Source organism: Streptomyces sp. AgN23 (assembly GCF_001598115.1).
GTDB classification, from domain to species: Bacteria; Actinomycetota; Actinomycetes; order Streptomycetales; family Streptomycetaceae; genus Streptomyces; species Streptomyces antimycoticus.
Map to the genome: position 1 here is coordinate 7,151,343 of NZ_CP007153.1, position 17,466 is coordinate 7,168,808.

Sequence of the window (17,466 nt, forward strand, 5' to 3'; positions counted from 1 at the left end):
AACCGTGACCAACGAGGGGAAGTCCACTGTCGGTGGCGTGTGATTACCTATCGCCAGGCGCGCCCTGCGCGTGATCGGGCTTGCCGCGGGGGCGAGGCTCCGGGGGAGGGAGAGCTGTGGTGACGGTGCGGTGGATACCGAGGGCGGCGCGTGGCGGCCGCAAGGGGCTTCTCGCGCTGCTGCTCGGGGCGTTGCTCATGGCAGTGGCCGCGTGTGGCGGAGGCGGTAGCTCCGACGACGGTAAGAAGGGCGAGGACGGCAAGGGTGACGGCCGGTCCAGGATCTCGCGGGCCGTGGTGACGATCGCGCCCAAGGACGGCGCGAAGGGCGTGGACACCAGCGGTGCGCTGAAGGTCACCTCGGCGAAGGGCACCCTGTCCTCGGTCAAGGTCAAGGACGCCAAGGGCGCCGCGGTCGAGGGGAAGGTCGGCGAGGACGGAAAGAGCTGGCTGCCCGCCGCCCACCTCCGCTCGGACACCACCTACACCGTGGACGCGGTCGCCAAGGACACCGACGGCCTGACCACGACCCGGCACGCGACCTTCACCACCCTGCGCCCCAAGAACACCTTCGTGGGCATCTACACCCCGGAGGACGGCTCGACGGTCGGCGTCGGCATGCCCGTCTCGCTCCACTTCAACCGCGGTATCACCCACCCGGCGGCCGTGGAGAAGGGGATAAAGGTCAGCGCCTCGCCGTCGGTGCCGCTGGCGAGCCACTGGTTCGGCAACGACCGGCTGGACTTCCGCCCGGAGAAGTACTGGAAGCCCGGCACCAAGGTGACGCTCAGTCTGGATCTGGACGGGGTCGAGGGCAGGCCGGGGGTGTACGGCGAGCAGCGGAAGTCGGTGACGTTCACCATCGGCCGCAGCCAGATCTCGGTCGTCGACGCCAAGTCCAAGAAGATGACGGTCAAGCGGGACGGCAAGACCATCAGGACCATCCCCATCACCTCGGGCGCGCCCGGCCATGAGACCTACAACGGCAAAATGGTGATCAGCGAGAAGCATCCGGTGACGCGGATGGACGGCGCCACGGTCGGCTTCGACGGGGAGTACGACATCAAGGACGTGCCGCATGCGATGCGCCTGTCGACCTCCGGCACCTTCATCCACGGCAACTACTGGGCGGGCCAGGCCACCTTCGGCTCGTCCAATGTCAGCCACGGCTGTGTGGGCCTCTTCGACCAGCGCGGCGGCGGGGACTCCTCCACCCCGGCGTCCTGGTTCTTCCGCAAGTCGATCCTCGGCGATGTGGTCATCGTGAAGAACTCGCATGACGAGACCGTCCAGCCGGACAACGGGCTCAACGGCTGGAACATGTCCTGGGAGAAGTGGAAGGCATGACCCCGCGCCGGAGCCGCGGCGCCGCCCTGGTGCCCCGGCTCCGGTTCCCGAGCGACCCTGCGTCCTCGCGTCATGGCACTGCCCCCGGCCCGCCGCCCCCGGCCCACCGCTCCCGTGTTAGCGGGCGCTAACCTGCGCTCATGACTGTGAATCTCGAGGTTGCCGACGGCGTTGCCACCTTCCGCCTTGACCGCCCCCCGATGAACGCGCTCGACACCGCCACCCAGGACCGGCTGCGGGAGCTCGCTGCCGAGGTGACCCACCGCGACGATGTGCGCGCCGTGGTCATCTGGGGCGGCGAGAAGGTGTTCGCGGCCGGCGCGGACATCAAGGAGATGCGGGAGATGGACCACGCCGCGATGGTGGCCCGCTCCGGTGATCTGCAGGAGTCCTTCACCGCCGTGGCCCGGATCCCCAAGCCCGTGGTCGCCGCCGTCACCGGCTACGCCCTCGGCGGCGGCTGCGAGCTGGCGCTGTGCGCCGACTTCCGGATCGCCGCGGAGAACGCCAAGCTGGGCCAGCCCGAGATCCTGCTCGGCCTGATCCCGGGCGCGGGCGGCACCCAGCGGCTGGCCCGGCTGGTCGGGCCGGCCAAGGCCAAGGACCTCATCTTCACGGGCCGTCAGGTCAAGGCCGACGAGGCGCTCACCATCGGCCTGGTGGACCGGGTCGTACCGGCCGAGGAGGTCTACGAGCAGGCCCACGCCTGGGCGGCGCGGCTGGCCCGGGGCCCGGCGATCGCGCTGCGCGCGGCCAAGGAGTCGGTGGACCGGGGGCTGGAGACGGATCTCGACAGCGGTCTCGCCATCGAGCGGACCTGGTTCGCCGGGCTGTTCGCCACCGAGGACCGGGAGATCGGGATGCGCAGCTTTGTAGAGGACGGGCCGGGTAAGGCCACGTTCCGCTGACATCCGGCCGGTTCCGATCGTCTCGGCCCGGGTCACGGAGCCGGGTATGCCCCGTGCGAGCGAATTTTCTTCGCCAACGGCGGCCCTCGGACGACCCGTTCCGGTACGCTGGGTGATCACGCGTACGCGCGGTGGCATCGCTGGTCAGCCGGGGTGTTGTGGTGCCCCAACTGCCGTTGGCATATGTCGGATCGGGTTTGTGGAGCCTGGGGCTCCGGTGTTCGGGATCCCACGGTTCCGCCCCGGATGACCTTTTGGGCGGCCATGATGGGGGGCATGGCGGGCTTGGAGGGAACGGAGCAGCCGCAGCAGCGCACTGGTACAGCTGCGGTGCGGGGGGTGCCGTCCGTCGAGGACGAGCGGGCCCGCAGGGCGCTTGACCTCTTTGGAAACCCCGCGGCCGAGGAGGTGCGGCTGCCCTCCCGTCCCGAGTCCGCGGCGACCGCCCGCCGGCTGGCCGAATTCGTGGTGGCACGCGACTGGGGGCTGGGTCTTCAGCTCGCCGAGCACACCGTGCTGCTCGTCTCCGAGCTGGTGGGCAACGCCGTACGGCATACCGGCGCCCGTACCTTCGGGCTGCGGATGCTGCGGCGGCGCGGCTGGATCCGGGTCGAGGTCCGTGACCCCTCCCGGGGGCTGCCGTGCCTGCTGCCGGTGGGGGAGCTCGACACCAGCGGGCGCGGGCTGACGCTGGTCGACCAGCTCTCCCAGCGGTGGGGGGTCGATCTGCTGCCGTGCGGCAAGACGACCTGGTTCGAGATGCGCGTGGCCGAAAACTGACCGGACGAGCGCCGGTGCGGACCGCGGCGCCGAGCGTGTAAGGCGCACAGCGTGTGAAAAGGGTCCCCGTGTGTCGTATGCCGACGACACGGGGACCTCTTTTCGTCCCCGGCCATGGCGCGAAAGGGGTGTTCGTCATGGCATTCGGGGGAACGACCTCGCTCGGGTCAATGGGGTCGCGGCCCCGACTATCGCAGAGGCGGTAGATCACTTCCAAGCCAATCCAAGGTGAGCTGTAACACTTGCCTTGCTAATGGCGGGTAGGGGCGCAATTTTCCTTTGTTGTCGACCTCTTTCTGGTGAATCTCCAGTGGTCCAGACCGTGACACGAAATCTTTCTTTGCCCGTCGGTTCTTGGCATGGCCCTGCCCAGCACTCACCATGGAACAGCGCTACGCGCGTCACACCCCCCACGTTTCACCCCCCCCTTGTCCCGGCTACGCCATTCGGGAGATCCCCCATGGAAGCGCACGGCCGCACCTCCACCCGGCGCGCCCTGCTCCGCTCGGGCGCCTATCTCGCCACCGCCGCCACCGGACTCACCGCTACCGCCACCGCCGCCCACGCCGACGACAGACGTCGCCGCCGCGCGGCCGCCTATCCCCCCACCCACTGGATCCCGGCCTCCTCCTCCAACTACCGCGTCTCCAGCCGCCCGACCTCGTATCCGATCGACTTCATCGTCATCCATGTGACGCAGGAGACCTTCCCGGACGCGATGAAGATCTTCCAGGACCCGGCCAAGCAGGTCTCCACGCACTACATGGTCGCCTCGGCCGACGGCTACATCGGGCAGTTCGTCCGGGAGAAGGACGTCGCCTGGCACGCCGGCAACAAGGACTACAACAACCGCAGCATCGGCATCGAGCACGAGGGCTGGGTGGACGACCCCAAGTGGTTCACGGACGAGATGTACGCCTCGTCCGCCGCCCTGGCCTCGGCCGTCTGCGACCGCTTCGGCATCCCCAAGACCCGTGACCACATCATCGGCCATGTGGAGGTCCCCGGAGCCGACCACACCGACCCCGGCCCGCTGTGGGACTGGGACCGCTATATGTCCCTGGTCAACAAAGCCTCCGCGCCGCGAACCTGGCGAAGGTAGCGAACCTGGCGAACCTGTCGAACGCCGCGCGCCGCTTATGTCGTGTACATCGCGACGCGGCCGATGGGCCGGCCGTCGCCGACCGCTAATCTGTGCGGGTCAAGCACACGCACGGAAGGGGCGGAACAGGTGGCGGATATCGAGGCGGCGCGCAAGGCGTTCGAGCGGTATGACCTCAACGGTGACGGCCAGATCACCGCGGCCGAGTACAAGAGCGTGATGGCGCAGCTGGGGGACCCGTATGTCACGGAACCCGTCGCCCAGGCCGTCATCAACGCCCACGACGGCAACGGTGACGGGCTGCTCACCTTCGACGAGTTCTGGGCGGCCCAGAACAAGGACGGCAGCAAGACCGGCTGACCGGGCCGCACGGCGGCAAGGCAACGAGCCGCACGGCAGCCGTATGGCGGCAACGGGCCGTACGGCGGCACGGCCGGCGCGTCAGCGCCAGCCGCGCCGCTGTGCGCTCGCCCGCCGTCTGCGGTCGTTGCACAGCAGACAGCGGCCGTAGCCGGGCGGCAGCGGGTCCTCCGGATCCCCGTACAGCGGATCGACGGCCCCGCGCGGATGCTCCGGGCAGCCCGTGGCACCGCGCTCGGCGGTCAGCGACCCCGCGGCGGCGAGCGCCCGGCGCAGGGCGTCGGTGAGCAGCTCGGTCTCCGGCCCGGAGGGCGCGGCGTCCAGCGAGAAGGCGATGTCCGACGCGGTGGTGAGCGCGCTGCGGAGTTCGCGCAGGTCTGCGTAACTCATAGCGGGCAGCGTAGGCGCACCCACCGACAATGCTCCGAGGGCCCGGTCAGGCCCCGCCCTCCCGCGCCTCCTCGCCACTTTCTGCCGCGCCCGCGTCATCCACCACACCCTCCGCGAGGTGGACGTCCTCGGCGTCCGCCGTCTCTTCCGAGGTGAGCGCCGCCCGGCTGGGATCGGCCCATGCCCGCAGCGCGGCCTTGCTGGAGAAGTTCGCCACGTCCTTGTCCAGCGGGCGGTCGGTGTACTGGTGGATCCGCCACTTCGCCTTGATGCGCGGCTTGCCCGCCGTCACATAGTCCGCTATCCACAGGCCGTCTCCGGCGTAGGACGTGGTGTCGTAGTTGAGCCAGAAGCTCCGGTTGCAGTACAGCATCACGCGGTGCGTGGGACGCAGCTTCTTGACCTCGCGGATGAACCGGTCCTTCTCGGCGTTGCTCGCGCGGGTCCCGGAACCGGTGGTCTCCCAGTCCACAGCGAGCAGATCGTGCTTCTGGGACGCACACTTCTCGACGAAGTACTGCGCCTGCGCGGTGATGTTGCCCGGCCACAGGAAGTGGTAGAAGCCGACGACGCATCCCGCCTTCCGTGCCCGGGACGCCTGCGAGGACTGCTTCGGGTTGATGTACGACCGGCCTTCGGTGGCCTTGATGAAGACGAAGGCCAGTCCGTCCGCGTCGAACGTGGACTGGTGCGAACTCACGTCGATGCCGTGCAGCATGGCGCCTACCTCGGGTCAAGAACGAGTGAATACACGGGTGTTATTCCCCCTCTCGTACGGAGGACCCTACTGGGACGAGATCGTGCTCCGCAGGCGTTCGGGCCCACGCCGGAGGAGCGGCACCCTGGAGGAACGGGCACGAACGGACCGCACGGCCTCGGCCTTCCAACTGCCCGGCGAGGGGGCGAACGACCACGACTCGGCGGCGTTCAGGGGCGTTCCCGCCCCCGAGACAGGCGGATCGTCCGTGCGTACCAGGCCGACGAGGCCACCGCCGGTCCCGCCGCGAGACCGGCCACGGCAATGAGAAAGACGACGATCAGCCAGGTCAGAAGCGTGAAAACGGGGCCGAGCGGGCCGAAATCCGCCAGACTGCGGGCCATGGCCACGGGCATGAGCAGCCGGGAGAGGTAACCCAGCAGGACAGTCCCCACACCGGCGAGCACGGCGCCCGGCAGCAGATATGTCCAGGTGACGCGGCCGCTCAGCAGGAGATGCTGGGTCCACCACCACAGCAGGACGGCCGACAGCAGGGACAGCACCAGTCCGGAGACGATGCCCGTGCCGAACCCCCTGCGCACCGGCGCCTGGACGAGGAGTACCGCGAGCCAGACGAGCAGCCACAGCAGCCAGCGCCACGCCGTCACGCGCACCGCCGCCCTGGGCAGTACCCAGCACCGTTCGCAGATCGCCTGGAGCGCTCTGCTGAACGCCGTCGCGGACACCAGGGCGACCAGCAGCCCGACGGCCCCCGAGGTGTTCTTGGCCGTTCCCCGGGGGACGAACGTACGGCGTACCTCGTCGAGGACGTCACCGCGCACTCCCACCACCGAGCGCAGGGAATCGGCCAGGAGGTTCTGCAGCGTGTCGGGGACGAAGGCCGCCACGGCCATCAGCAGGGGGAGGGCGGTGAGGAACGCCTGGGCCGCCAGGCGGGTCGCGGCTTCCAGGACGTTCACCGCCACCAGGCGCTCGAGGAAGCGGGCGGCCGGGCCGCCGCCGATCGCGGTCGTGACGCGCTCCCACAGCGTCCGCGGTGCCCGCATGGCATACCACCCGGCGCCCGGCCGTCAGGGACTTCCGTGACGGCCACCCGCCGCGGGACCACCCGCCGCGGGACCACCCGCCGCGGGACCACCCGCCGCGGGACCGCCCGTCGCGGGGCCGTTCGTCGCTGGACCGTCGGCCGTGGGGCCGGACGCCGTGGGGCCGTTCGCCGTGGGGCCGGACGCCCCGGCGAGGATGCCGAGCAGCGCCAGGACCCCCACGACGATGCCGAGGACGAGCCCCACGGATGCCGGAGTGGGGTGGTTCCACAACACCAGGGCCAGCGCGCCGCCCGTGATCGCCACGCCGGTGGTCCAGGCCCGGTGGGTGTTCAGCCAGCGGCCGAAGCCGCCGGTGCGGGCTCCGACGCGGGCCAGACCCCGGCCGATGGCGCCGGTGCCGCGCGCCGCCGCCGAGCGGACGGCGCGGGCCCCGCGCCCGGGGCCGTACAGATAGGCGGCGAGCGCGGTGACGACCGCGACGACGAGAAGCGTGCGGGTGCTTTCGCGCAGGAAGCGTACGAGAGTGTCGAAGATGAAGGCCGCCGGGCCCCGGGGCAGGGCCGTGGGCGGGACGGAGTCCAGGTAGACGCCGCGCACCACGGCAAGGCCGACCAGTAGCGCGACCATCATCACCGCCGTGCCGATCCCGGCGGCCAGCAGCGTGAGCCGATGCGCGGGGGAGAGCCAGACGGCGAGCGCGGCGAGCACGATGGTCACGGCGGGCAGCCAGGTGCCGACGATGTCGAGGAGGCGCATCGCTCCTTGCGCCTCGTCCAGCTTGTCCGTCCGCACCAGCGTGAACTGCCGGTCGATGTAAGGAATCTTGGCGGCCTTCTCGTAACCCGCCCGGACGAGGCGCTGTTTGACGTTGTCGACAAGGGTGCCGATGTCCAGGACGATCGCGTTCCCGCGGGCCTGGACCGCGCTGGTGCCCTCACCGGTGAGGACCTTGACGACGGCGGCGTGGGCGCGGCGGTTGGCCGCGTCCCACACCAACGGGAACTGCTCGCTGGTGATCGCCTTGTGGATCACGCGGTGCACGGCGTCGGTGAGGGCGCTCTCCAGCGGCCCGCCGAGCATCTTCGTGCCGTTCACGACGACGGACGGGGCTCTGGTCTTGTCCAGGTTCCTGGCGAGCTGGGCGGTGATGGCGGGCACGTCGACCTGGTCGACCACGCGTCGGGTGAGCCGGTTGGTGACGGTGGACTGGACGCCGGGGTTCCTGGCGATCGGGGCGACGGTCTGGACATACCGGTGCGGGTCGGTGATCTCCTCATGCAGCCAGGTGGCGACGACGGCGAGTGGCGAGAGCAGGACCGCCAGGACGAGCAGCACACTCGCGCCCGCGTGGCGCAGCCGCCGGTGGCGTACGGCCGCGGCCCCGCGCAGCCGCTCGTACTCCTGTCGTTCGCTCCCGCTCAGCGGCTGGGACTGGGGCTGGGGCTGGGCGGGGCCGGAGGCGTCGGCGGACGGATCCATGGGTCCTCCCTCGCGCGGGACGGAGGGAAATGCCACCGGACGGAGGTGCCACCGGGGAGTGGCGGCGTCATGGCGCTGTTCACCCCGGCGGGCGGCGCATCTCCTCGATCCGCGGTCCGAGGCTCTGGAAACGCGGTGGCGGGCCGTTTCGATTCACGGTTTCGAATCACGGCCGGGAGTCGGGAGCGGGGAGCCGACGTGGTGGGGTGGCGTGGTGGCGAGCCCTGCGCGGGGTACCTGTGGGCGGTCACTGCCCCGGGAGGTCACATGACGTCGGCGGCACCCTGGACGGCACGCCTCGCCCTGGTCGCGGGCGCCATGGCGGTGGTGATCCTTCTTCTGTTCGCCGGTGCGCGGAGTGTGGTGCTGGTCGCGGTGGGGGCGGGCGGGACGGCGGTCACGCTGGCGGGCGTGTGGTGGACGCTTGTCCACAGAGGGCCGGTCAGGGCGCTGGCCGCCGTGCTGGCGGTGGCGGCACCGGTCGCCGTCCTGGTCCTCTACGCGCTGGCCGGACTGTTGTGGGTGGTGCTGGTCTCCCTCGCGCTCTGGGCGCTGGCGGTCGCCTCGGGACGGTTCGCGCTGGCGGAGGAGACCGGGCCACGGCGCCCGGGGGAACGCCGGGTCGCACCGCCGGAACGGCCGTACCTGATCATGAATCCGCGCTCCGGTGGCGGGAAGGTCGACCGATTGGGCCTGCCGGAGAAGGCGGAGGCGCTGGGCGCACGGGTGGCCGTCCTGGACCCGGACCACCCCGACCAGACCGACGGGGTGGTCGGGCTCGCGCGGCGCGCCGTCGAGGAGGGCGCCGATCTGCTGGGCGTGGCGGGCGGCGACGGCGCGCAGGCCCTGGTGGCGGGGGTGGCGGCCGAGCACGGTGTCCCCTTCGTGGTGATCCCCGCCGGGACCCGCAACCACTTCGCCCTGGACCTCGGACTGGACCGGGACGACCCGTCGGCCTGCCTGGACGCGCTCACCGACGGGGTCGAGCTCCGCGTGGACCTGGGCTTCATCGGCGAGCGCGTATTCGTGAACAACGCCTCGTTCGGCGCCTACGCGGCCGTCGTCCAGAGCCCCGCCTACCGCGACGACAAGGTCCGCACCACCCTTCAGCTCCTCCCCGACCTGTTGACCCACGAGACGGGGCCGGATCTCGTGGTGCGGGCGGGCGGGCGCATCATGGACAGACCACAGGCCGTCCTGGTGAGCAACAACCCGTACCGCACGGGAGATCCGGCGGGCCTGGGGCGGCGACCACGGCTGGACTCCGGAGTCCTCGGCGTGCTGGCCGTCACGGTCGACTCGGCGGCACAGGCAGCCGGCCTGCTGCGCGGCCGCAACGCGCCCGGACTGGTCTCCACGACCACCGAGGACGTCACCGTCGACACGCGGGAGCCGACCGTCCCGGTCGGCGTGGACGGCGAACCCCTCACCCTGCGGACCCCCCTCCACTGCCACATAGCGCCGGGCGCCCTGCGCGTACGGGTCCCGAGACACCGCCCGGGGGTCCCGGCCGGTAGACCGGCCATGGACTGGCACAGGGTGCGGCGACTGGCGCTGACCACCGTCAGGACGGCGACGGGGCGCGGACCGCACCGATCACGGTTATGGCGCATGCGGGTGCGGGTGTTGCGCCTCCCCGGCCGCCGGGAAACGGAGGGCCCCGGCGTCGGCCGTCCACTCGACCCCGCCGCGCTCCGGCCGGAGGAACGCGACGCGACCGCTGGTCATCTGGTGGTCGAAGCACAACTCGGCGACGCCGTGCACCGCCTGCACCACGCCGGTGCGGCCACTGGCCGGGTCGTACGCCACCTGGCCGGGGGCGGGCGCTGGGGGTTGGTTGGGCTGTGGCTGATGGAGCTGGTGGTTCATGCGATGCGTCCTTCGGGCTGCCGGGGGATGCGGACGGTGTGGGCGGGGTGGCGTCGGCGCAGCACCTCGTAGTCGGTGGCCTTGCTGTAGTCCCCGGCTCGTTTGGCCTGTTCGCGCAGTGCCGCGTAGTGGCGGCAGATGGGGCAGACGTCGTTCAACGGTCACTCTCCGGTGGGTGTAGGTGACAGGCGGGGCGGCTGATGCCGTCGTGCGAGGTCTTCGGGGAGCGCCCCGCAGAACAGGACGTCCGGAGTCCCTCCCACCGACGGCTCGGCCGGGCCCGCCGAACTCCAGCCACGTCGCCGCGCCACTTCCCGCATCTCGCGGGTGACCCGGTCCGCGACGCGATATCGGGTGGATTCGGTGATGTGTTCGGAGGGAAACACCATGGGGGGTTCTTCCTGACCTGGATGTGTCTTGCGGGCTTTAATCACCCTGTGTACTCCCAGCGTTGCCCTGCGGGGCCGCGCGCAACAGGGATCGGGGCACACCAAGCGGCTTGGGGTGAGGGGAGAACCACAGGTGAGTGAGGCCAAGGAAGCGGGCCAGGAACCGTCCAGCGGAGCGGCGTTCTTAGGAGCCGAGGTACGGACCTGGCGGATGCGGGCGGAGCTGAGCCAGCGGGAGTTGGGCTTGAAGGCCAACTACGGGCAGCAATATGTGGCCAAGGTGGAGGCGGGTGAACGCTTGGCCAGCCCCGAGTTCGCCGACGCGTGCGATCGGGTCTTCGGTACGCCGGGCATGTTCGCCCGCCTGCGGAAGCGGGCCAGCCACCATGGCTATCCGGACTGGTTTGTGCCGTACGTGCAGTTGGAGCGGCAGGCGGTCAGCATCCTCGACTACTCGGCGACGCTCATCATGGGGATGCTGCAAACGCCCGAGTACGGACGGGCGGTGTTCCGGTCCGCACATCCTCGGGATACCGCCGACCAGATCGACGCAAGGGTGGCCAGACGATTGCAGCGACGAGAGGTGATGGAACGGGATGCGCCTCCGTTGCTGTGGTGCGTCGTGAGTGAGGCGTGTCTACGCACTGAGGTCGGAGGAAGGGAAGTCACGCGCGCCCAACTCGCCCACCTCCTAACCGAAGCAGAGTCTCTGCACGTCACACTTCAGGTGCTGCCGTTCTCGGCCGGAGCACCTCCGGTGCCGGGCAGCTTCACCCTTCTGACGTTCGACGATGGACCGAGCATTGTGTACGCAGATACAGCCATGGCAGGCCAGACGATCGATTCACCGATAGAAGTGAAGCTCGCGACTGCCAGGTACGACCGAATCAGGGCTTCGGCTTTGTCACCGGACGATTCGCTGGCCGTGATCCGCAGACTGATGGAGGACTACACACGATGAACACCGCCCTCGACCTGTTCGGTGCTGAATGGGTCAAGTCCAGCTACAGCAGCGGCGACGAAGGCCAGTGCGTGGAGTTCGCGCCCTCCATAGGCGCCACTGCCGGTGTTGTCCCCGTCCGGGACAGCAAGCGCCCGGCAGGCCCCGCCCTCGTCTTCCCCGTGGAGGCGTGGACTTTGTTCACGAGCGCCGTGCGCAGCGGAGAGTTCCCGGCGCTCTGAGACGCCGCACCGAGCGGCCTCGTGGTCCTCGCACGCCCACGCGAGCAACGGGGCCGCGCCCCATGGGCACCTTCTTCACGGCGGCCTTGCGCCGAGGGAATCCCATTGTCCCGACCATGATCTGGGCATACGGCGTGGTGCAGCTTATGGTGTTGCCCTCGCCGACCCGGTAGCCGCCGGACGTCTCAGTTCGGGATGGTTCAGTCCGCCTCGGTGGGCTGCGAGGCGGTGATGATTTTTTGCTTTTCTGACTCGTAAACTTCCAGAGCTGAAGGCTCGTGATCGTAGTAGGACTCCCAGAACCCCGGTCGGCTCCATGGTTCTGGGCACAGGGTGAACGACCCTGTTTCGTAATTTGCGTAGCGCCAAGTCGGTGGCAGGTCGGTTGAGGTCACGGTGAAAACTCTGCTGTCGAACAACGCCGGCTTCTCGCTCTCCGTGAACTCGATCCGGAAAAGTGCGCTTCTGCCGTAGGGTGCAAAAATTTCAAGGATGATGTATTCTCTTTCCTCTTTCAGGGTGTCGGTGCCTTGCAGCATCACGGCGTCTTCGGTTCGTGGTGGTGTGAACCTGGCGCGCATCTTTGCTACCGCCTATTCATGATGACTTTGTAGTCATAGTTCAGCATTCGTCCCGTGGCTTGATTGTAGTAGTAGTGGACCTGAAAATCGCCGTAAGGTGATTGATGTGTGAGTGTTGTGTATTTCCCCCAGTCGCTGAGTGTGCTGCCGTCTGAAGTCATGAGCTTGCGCACATGGGAATTGCCGATCTGTTCGCCGGGAATTATTAGCTGCGATTTTGCTCTTGCCTTCGGGGTGAGCCAGCCGTTTTCGTTGAAAGGAGATCTTGCTGATTCGCGGCGTAAGTCGTCGACTAGGTGTTGCCCTTGCGTCGATCCAGATATGAAGTTTTCATTGGTGTCTTTGCCGTCCTTTCCCAGTGTGTTCAAGCATTTTGGAGCCAGGCCGAGAGGGTCGGTCCAGGTACGGGGATTTAGGACGTAGGCTGCCGGATTGGGGGCTGGGGCGAGCCCCAGGGGGTCGGGGGAGAGATAGCGGGCGGAATCTGGGTCGTAATAGCGGTGGAAATTGTAGTGGAGGCCGGTTTCAGGATCGAAGTATTGGCCGGGGAAGCGGAGCGGGGTGTACGCCGTGCTGTCGGCGGCCCAGGTAGTGGTGCCCCAGAGGGTGGAGCGGGTGCGCCAGGCGATGGTGCCCGATGCGTCGATGAGTTCTGTGGGGGTGCCGACGAGGTCGGTGACGATCGCGAAGAAGCGGGCGTCGATCTCGCGTTGGGTGGTGGCTTCGGTGACGCGCTCGGTCTGGGCTATGGGGTGAAAGCCCTCGTGGTCCCAGGTGAGGGTGACGGGGTGGGGGAGGTCTGGGGTGGTGGTGGTTTGTTCCACCAGGGTGGGGCCGTCCCAGGTGAAATCCGTTTGTTCCAGGACGCTTTCGCCGTCGGCCGCGAGGCGTTGTTTGGTGGTGCGGCGGCCGAAGGGGTCGTAGCGGTAGCGCCAGACCGTGCCGTCGGGCGTGGTGACCGATACCAGGCGGTCTTCTGCGTCCCAGGTGTAGCGCCAGGTGTCGGGCTTCTTCGATAGGCGGGTCTTTTGGCGGAGGGTGAGGCGGCCCGCCGCGTCGTGTTCGTAGCGGACCGAGCCCGCGCCGGTGATGCGCGTGCCGGTGTAGGTGCGGGGGCCCGTCGCCTCCTGGGCGGGTTGCGTGCTCGGCCAGGCCGCGTGCGTTTGGTTGCCCGCCTCGTCGTAGGCGTAGGTCTCGGTCCAGCCGTCGGCGTGGACGGTCGTCACCCGGCCCGTCGCGTCCAGGTCGAAGGTGCGTCGGCCCGACAGGGTGTCGTCCACCGCGATGAGGTGGTCGTCGGCCCGATAGGCGTACGCCCGGTGGTGGACATCGCCGGATGTGCCGGTCAGCGATTGTGCGGTCAGGCGGCCGAGCGGGTCCCACGTATGGGTGAGGGTGAGGGCGTCGCCGATACGGCGCGTGGTCTCGCGGCCCGCCGCGTCGTGTGCCGAGACGAGGGTGTGGCTCCCGGCGGTCAGGGCGGTGCGGTTGCCCGCCGCGTCGTAGGCGTAGGTCGTGATGGCGCCCGTGGGCGTGGTGCGGCGGGTGCGGCGGCCCAGCGGGTCGTAGGTATGCGTCAGGACGCGGCCGTTCACCATTTCGGACGTCACCCGGCCCAGGAGGTCACGTTGGTGGACGACCTCCGCGTCCGGGGCGGTGGCCGAGGTCAGGAGCCCGGCCGAATCGTAGGTGAAGGTTGTGGTCCCGTCATCGGACGCTTTGCGTATCAGTCGGCCGAGTGCGTCGTACTCGTATGTGATGGTCCGGCCCAACGGGTTGGTCCGGGCGGTGAGTTGCCCCGCCGCGTCGTATGCGTATCGCACCTCTCGGTCGTCGAAGTCCGTCTCCGCAACCAGACGGCCCGCCAAGTCGTACGCATAACTCCAGGTCAGGCCCTGCGGATTGGTGACCCTCGTCAGCCGCAGCGCCGCGTCGTGCTCGAACTCGTAGCGGACCCCATCCGGACCCGTGCGGGCGGCCAGCAGGTCGAAGTGGGTGTACTCGTACACCGTCGTGCCGCCGACCGGGTCGGTGTGGGTGGTGCGGTTGCCCTCGCCGTCGTATGTCCAGGACTCCGCCGAGCCATCCGGGCCGGTGCGGCGCAGGAGTTTGCCTTCCGGGCTCCACGCGTAGCGGGTCACCGCGCCCAGCGGGTCCGTCTCGGCCACGACGCGGCCGAACGCGTCCCGCTGGTAGCAGGTCGTGGCTCCCAGCGGGTCGGTGATCTCGACCGGGAGCCCGGCCCCGTCGCAGCGCACCCGGGTCGTCGCGCCGAGCGGGTCGGTGACGGCGAGCAGGCCCCCGCGCTCGTCGTAGAGGTAGCGGGTGGTGGCGGCGAGCGGGTCGGTGAGGGTGGTGCGGTTGCCCGCCGTGTCGAAGGTCTGCCGCCATACCGCGCCGCCCGGATCGGTGATCCGCACCGGGTTGCCCTGTGCGTCGGGCACCGCGCTGATCTCGCTGCCGTCCGGCCGGATCACGGCCGTCAGATGCCCGTGCTCGTCGTAGCGGAAGCCGGTGGTGCGGCCCAGCGGGTCGGTCTCGGCGACCGTACGGCCCGCTTCGTCGTACATGGTGCGACTGACCGCGCCGGCCGCGTCGATCTCCCCGACGACCTGGTGCGCCTCGTCGATCAGATAGCGGGTGACCGCACCGTCCGGTGAGGTCAGGGTCGTGAGCTTCAGGCCGGGGAAGTCCGGGTCCACCCCGTCGTAGCCGATGCGGAGGGTGTAGTGGCCGCCCTCGCCGCCTTCGGCGATGACCCGGTCCTGCTCGTCGTAGGCGTAGGAGTACCAGCGGTTGTTGGTGTCGATCCAGGACGTGACCCGCCCGGCCCGGTCGTAGACGAAGCGCAGCGGCAGCCCCGAGGACCCCGTCGTTTCGGTGAGATGGCCGTCGGTGTAGCCGTAGCCCCTCACCCGCACGTCCCCCACCCACAGACCGGTGATCCGCTCGTTCTCCGCCGTCAGCCGCAGCCGGTAACCGCCGCTGTGGAGGATTTCGAGGGGTGTGCCGGAGGCGTCGTAGGTGAAGGTGACGCGATTGCCGTTGCGGTCGGCGATGTCCCGCACGAGCGCCAGTGCCTCGTCGCGGTACGGGGTGAAGGTGCGGACGAGCCCGGCCTCCGGGTCGGTGACGGTGTACGTACCGCCGTCCGCCGTCCGTGCCAGCGGCCACCGCGGCCCCTCCGCGGGCAGGACCGCGGTGCCGCCCGGCACCGGATGCGGATAGGCCAGCAGCAGACCGTCCTCGGTGAAGAAGACCACGCCCTGCTCGTCGAACTCCAGCCGCTGGTCGGCCGTTGAGGCCCAGGTCGGGCCGAACCACCGCCCGGCGCGGTACCCGGAGTCCACCCGGCGGGAGAACACCAGCGGCAGCACACCCGGCAGCTCCACATCCGTCTGCGGCAGGAACATCCGCCCGGTCGCCAGATCCACCGGATCGGTACGGCCGTGCCGCACCCGGTCCCAGGTACGGGAGAACGCCCCCCGGGCACGGCTGCGGAGCGCGCCGCGCGCCCATTGCGTCGCCTCACGCGCCGCCAGCCTGGCCCCGAGGCGCGAGGCGATCGGGGCCAGGGCGCGCGGGGCGAGGCCCATCAGCAGGCTCTCCGCCAGCCCGCCGCCCATGGCGAGTTCCAGCGGCAGCGCGTAGGGCATGGCGAACATGGCGAGGGTCAGGAGGAGGGGAAGGCCGATCTCGAGGAGTTTTTCCAGGAGGAAGCGGTCGGTGCCGAGGATGCGGTAGCCCGCCAGGGGAGCCTCGCCGTCCGCGATGGCCGACCAGCGGGACAGCAGCAGGACGCCGACGACGAGCGAGCCCGCGCAGACGGCGATCCGGAACTGGACCAGGGCGAGCGCCTCGCCCAGCGGGGACGCGCCGACGGTCCGGTAGCCGCGTACGGCGGAGATCAGGCGCCACAGGGTCAGGGCCAGCCCGGCCAGGCCAACGCCGACCAGGATGTGCAGCCCGGTGTCCCCGGTGAAGTAGTCCTGCAGATCCTTCGTGGACGGGAAGGAACCCACCGCCAGATACAGCAGGGAGGGGACGGCCAGCAGCAGGCTGAGCACCAGAAGAACCTTCTCGTGGCGCGGCCAGCGGGGGCGCTGCTCCCGTGCCCGGTGCCACAACTGCCGGAAGGTCACGCCATGCCATGCCTCCTGGCTGTGGGTCGCGTCCATCCGGTGGGTCTGCCGGGCGACCGACTCGCGCAGCGGCTCCAGCTTCTCCGCGCGGGTGCGGGGGTGTGCCGTGGCGTACAGCAGCGCTCGGCGCTGCCGGGCGTAGCCCAGGGCGATGATCCAGGTGGCCGGGAGGCGCAGCAGGGCGTACCCGAGGAGAGCTTCGGGGGCGGTTTGGCCCTGGCGTTCGGCCGCGAGCACAACATCGGGCTGGTGCCGCCGACCCAGGCGGGACCGGCGCAGATCCCAGATCCACGCGACGGCGAGGCACCCCAGGATGATCCACAGGCCCCAGTCCCCGGCCAGCCGCTCCCGCCACTCCATCGCGGTGGTCTCGCCCGGGAAGGCCGCTGCGTAATTGGTCACCCAGTGGATCGCCACCGCCCCGGCCAGCGGCACCAGGGCCGCGATCCGGGTCAGGACGCGGGCACCACACCACAGCAGGCCCACCGCCAGCCCGCCGAGCGCGCTGGCGAAGATGTGTGCCTCGTAGGGGAGTGTCGGCCCCCCGACTTCGACGGTGCCGGTCGATGAGGGGAACCAACTGCCGAGGATCTGTCCGAGGCCGGGGACGTACGGGGGGTCGATCAGTCCCCCCGCGATCTGCCAGCCCCCGTCATCCGTGGGGACGGCCTTACCCGCGGATTCGGCGTACATCAGAAGCTTTTCCAGCAGACCGAACCCCGCCCCGGCGGCGCCGCCCAGCACCACGAAGTCCGCCAGCCCCCACTGCATCCGCCTGCGCAGCGCCCACCCGGCGACCACGAGCGGCGCGATCTTGATCAGCTCCTCCACCACCGGAGCCGTCGTCCACGACACCACATCCATGACGCCCGACAGCGATTTCTCCCGCGCGGTCGCCAACTGACGTGCCACGACGAGTTCCAGGACCATCGAGAGCACACCGCAGCCGTACGCACCCACTCCGAAGGCGAGCAGCACCGTCGGCCACCGCACGGTGCGCACCGGCCAGGACAGCAACAACAGCTGCAACACGGCCCATACGGACGCAGCAGCCATCCAGAACGCCACGCCCGCGGCCCCCTCCGACGTTGTCAGTGATCCGTCACGCTAAGTCGAACAGCGGTGACATACAAGGGGCGGCCGAGCGGCCTGGGGCGGATCCGTGCGTCCC

13 protein-coding genes and 1 pseudogene are annotated in these 17,466 nt (G+C 69.7%); 8 read left to right on the forward strand and 6 right to left on the reverse strand.

Annotation, left to right across the window (positions count from 1 at the left end):
- The first annotated feature begins 119 nt into the window (after nucleotides 1-119).
- The 5 genes from AS97_RS31190 to AS97_RS31210 all read left to right on the forward strand — a co-directional run bounded on the left by AS97_RS31190 (nucleotide 120) and on the right by AS97_RS31210 (nucleotide 4,496).
- Nucleotides 120-1,346: an Ig-like domain-containing protein gene (locus tag AS97_RS31190; protein WP_079059363.1), complete on the forward strand. Its 1,227-nt coding sequence runs from the start codon at nucleotides 120-122 to the stop codon at nucleotides 1,344-1,346.
- 140 nt (nucleotides 1,347-1,486) lie between these two features.
- On the forward strand, nucleotides 1,487-2,254 hold the full coding sequence (locus AS97_RS31195) for an enoyl-CoA hydratase-related protein (RefSeq protein ID WP_059144091.1): 768 nt from the start codon (nucleotides 1,487-1,489) through the stop codon (nucleotides 2,252-2,254).
- Nucleotides 2,255-2,530: 276 nt separating this feature from the next.
- On the forward strand, nucleotides 2,531-3,034 hold the full coding sequence (locus AS97_RS31200) for an ATP-binding protein (protein ID WP_059144092.1): 504 nt from the start codon (nucleotides 2,531-2,533) through the stop codon (nucleotides 3,032-3,034).
- A gap of 460 nt (nucleotides 3,035-3,494) precedes the next feature.
- A complete protein-coding gene (locus AS97_RS31205; RefSeq protein WP_210566058.1) occupies nucleotides 3,495-4,136 on the forward strand; it encodes a peptidoglycan recognition family protein in 642 nt (213 codons plus the stop codon).
- A 129-nt stretch (nucleotides 4,137-4,265) separates the two neighbouring features.
- Complete coding sequence (locus AS97_RS31210) at nucleotides 4,266-4,496, forward strand: EF-hand domain-containing protein (protein WP_059144094.1); 231 nt, start codon at nucleotides 4,266-4,268, stop codon at nucleotides 4,494-4,496.
- A gap of 81 nt (nucleotides 4,497-4,577) precedes the next feature.
- On the opposite strand, the gene AS97_RS31215 is transcribed toward AS97_RS31210, so the two are convergent.
- The 4 genes from AS97_RS31215 to AS97_RS31230 form a co-directional block, all read right to left on the reverse strand.
- Entirely contained in the window at nucleotides 4,578-4,886 is a 309-nt protein-coding gene (locus tag AS97_RS31215) for a hypothetical protein (protein ID WP_078643828.1), read from the reverse strand.
- Between the two features lie 46 nt (nucleotides 4,887-4,932).
- Nucleotides 4,933-5,604, reverse strand: coding sequence for a glycoside hydrolase family 25 protein (locus AS97_RS31220; RefSeq protein ID WP_059144096.1), 672 nt, complete (start codon nucleotides 5,602-5,604; stop codon nucleotides 4,933-4,935).
- Nucleotides 5,605-5,813: 209 nt separating this feature from the next.
- Nucleotides 5,814-6,650, reverse strand: coding sequence for a YhjD/YihY/BrkB family envelope integrity protein (locus tag AS97_RS31225; protein WP_059144097.1), 837 nt, complete (start codon nucleotides 6,648-6,650; stop codon nucleotides 5,814-5,816).
- Between the two features lie 24 nt (nucleotides 6,651-6,674).
- On the reverse strand, nucleotides 6,675-8,132 hold the full coding sequence (locus AS97_RS31230) for a hypothetical protein (protein WP_210566059.1): 1,458 nt from the start codon (nucleotides 8,130-8,132) through the stop codon (nucleotides 6,675-6,677).
- A 267-nt stretch (nucleotides 8,133-8,399) separates the two neighbouring features.
- Here AS97_RS31230 and AS97_RS31235 point away from each other — a divergent pair.
- From AS97_RS31235 to AS97_RS31245, 3 genes and pseudogenes are all read left to right on the forward strand, one after another.
- Nucleotides 8,400-9,701 (forward strand): annotated as a pseudogene (locus tag AS97_RS31235) (diacylglycerol kinase family protein); the annotation flags it as partial.
- 822 nt (nucleotides 9,702-10,523) lie between these two features.
- Complete coding sequence (locus AS97_RS31240) at nucleotides 10,524-11,351, forward strand: helix-turn-helix transcriptional regulator (protein WP_210566060.1); 828 nt, start codon at nucleotides 10,524-10,526, stop codon at nucleotides 11,349-11,351.
- Nucleotides 11,348-11,572, forward strand: coding sequence for a DUF397 domain-containing protein (locus tag AS97_RS31245; RefSeq protein ID WP_059144100.1), 225 nt, complete (start codon nucleotides 11,348-11,350; stop codon nucleotides 11,570-11,572). The genes AS97_RS31240 and AS97_RS31245 overlap by 4 nt, the downstream gene beginning before the upstream one ends.
- A gap of 200 nt (nucleotides 11,573-11,772) precedes the next feature.
- On the opposite strand, the gene AS97_RS31250 is transcribed toward AS97_RS31245, so the two are convergent.
- Nucleotides 11,773-12,153 (reverse strand): hypothetical protein, encoded by a 381-nt coding sequence (locus AS97_RS31250; RefSeq protein WP_143670463.1) that lies wholly within the window; start codon nucleotides 12,151-12,153, stop codon nucleotides 11,773-11,775.
- A 5-nt stretch (nucleotides 12,154-12,158) separates the two neighbouring features.
- The gene (locus tag AS97_RS31255) at nucleotides 12,159-17,351 is read right to left on the reverse strand and encodes a DUF6531 domain-containing protein (RefSeq protein WP_210566061.1); all 5,193 of its coding nucleotides are present in this window, start codon (nucleotides 17,349-17,351) and stop codon (nucleotides 12,159-12,161) included.
- Nucleotides 17,352-17,466 lie beyond the last annotated feature (115 nt).

What these genes read in the sequence shown, in the direction of transcription:
- AS97_RS31195 (WP_059144091.1), top strand. Translation starts at nt 1,487, where the DNA reads ATGACTGTGAATCTCGAGGTTGCCGACGGCGTTGCCACCTTCCGCCTT.
- AS97_RS31200 (WP_059144092.1), top strand. Translation starts at nt 2,531, where the DNA reads ATGGCGGGCTTGGAGGGAACGGAGCAGCCGCAGCAGCGCACTGGTACA.
- AS97_RS31215 (WP_078643828.1), bottom strand. Translation starts at nt 4,886, where the DNA reads ATGAGTTACGCAGACCTGCGCGAACTCCGCAGCGCGCTCACCACCGCG.
- AS97_RS31225 (WP_059144097.1), bottom strand. Translation starts at nt 6,650, where the DNA reads ATGCGGGCACCGCGGACGCTGTGGGAGCGCGTCACGACCGCGATCGGC.
- AS97_RS31205 (WP_210566058.1), top strand. Translation starts at nt 3,495, where the DNA reads ATGGAAGCGCACGGCCGCACCTCCACCCGGCGCGCCCTGCTCCGCTCG.
- AS97_RS31255 (WP_210566061.1), bottom strand. Translation starts at nt 17,351, where the DNA reads ATGGCTGCTGCGTCCGTATGGGCCGTGTTGCAGCTGTTGTTGCTGTCC.
- AS97_RS31220 (WP_059144096.1), bottom strand. Translation starts at nt 5,604, where the DNA reads ATGCTGCACGGCATCGACGTGAGTTCGCACCAGTCCACGTTCGACGCG.
- AS97_RS31250 (WP_143670463.1), bottom strand. Translation starts at nt 12,153, where the DNA reads ATGCGCGCCAGGTTCACACCACCACGAACCGAAGACGCCGTGATGCTG.
- AS97_RS31245 (WP_059144100.1), top strand. Translation starts at nt 11,348, where the DNA reads ATGAACACCGCCCTCGACCTGTTCGGTGCTGAATGGGTCAAGTCCAGC.
- AS97_RS31230 (WP_210566059.1), bottom strand. Translation starts at nt 8,132, where the DNA reads ATGGATCCGTCCGCCGACGCCTCCGGCCCCGCCCAGCCCCAGCCCCAG.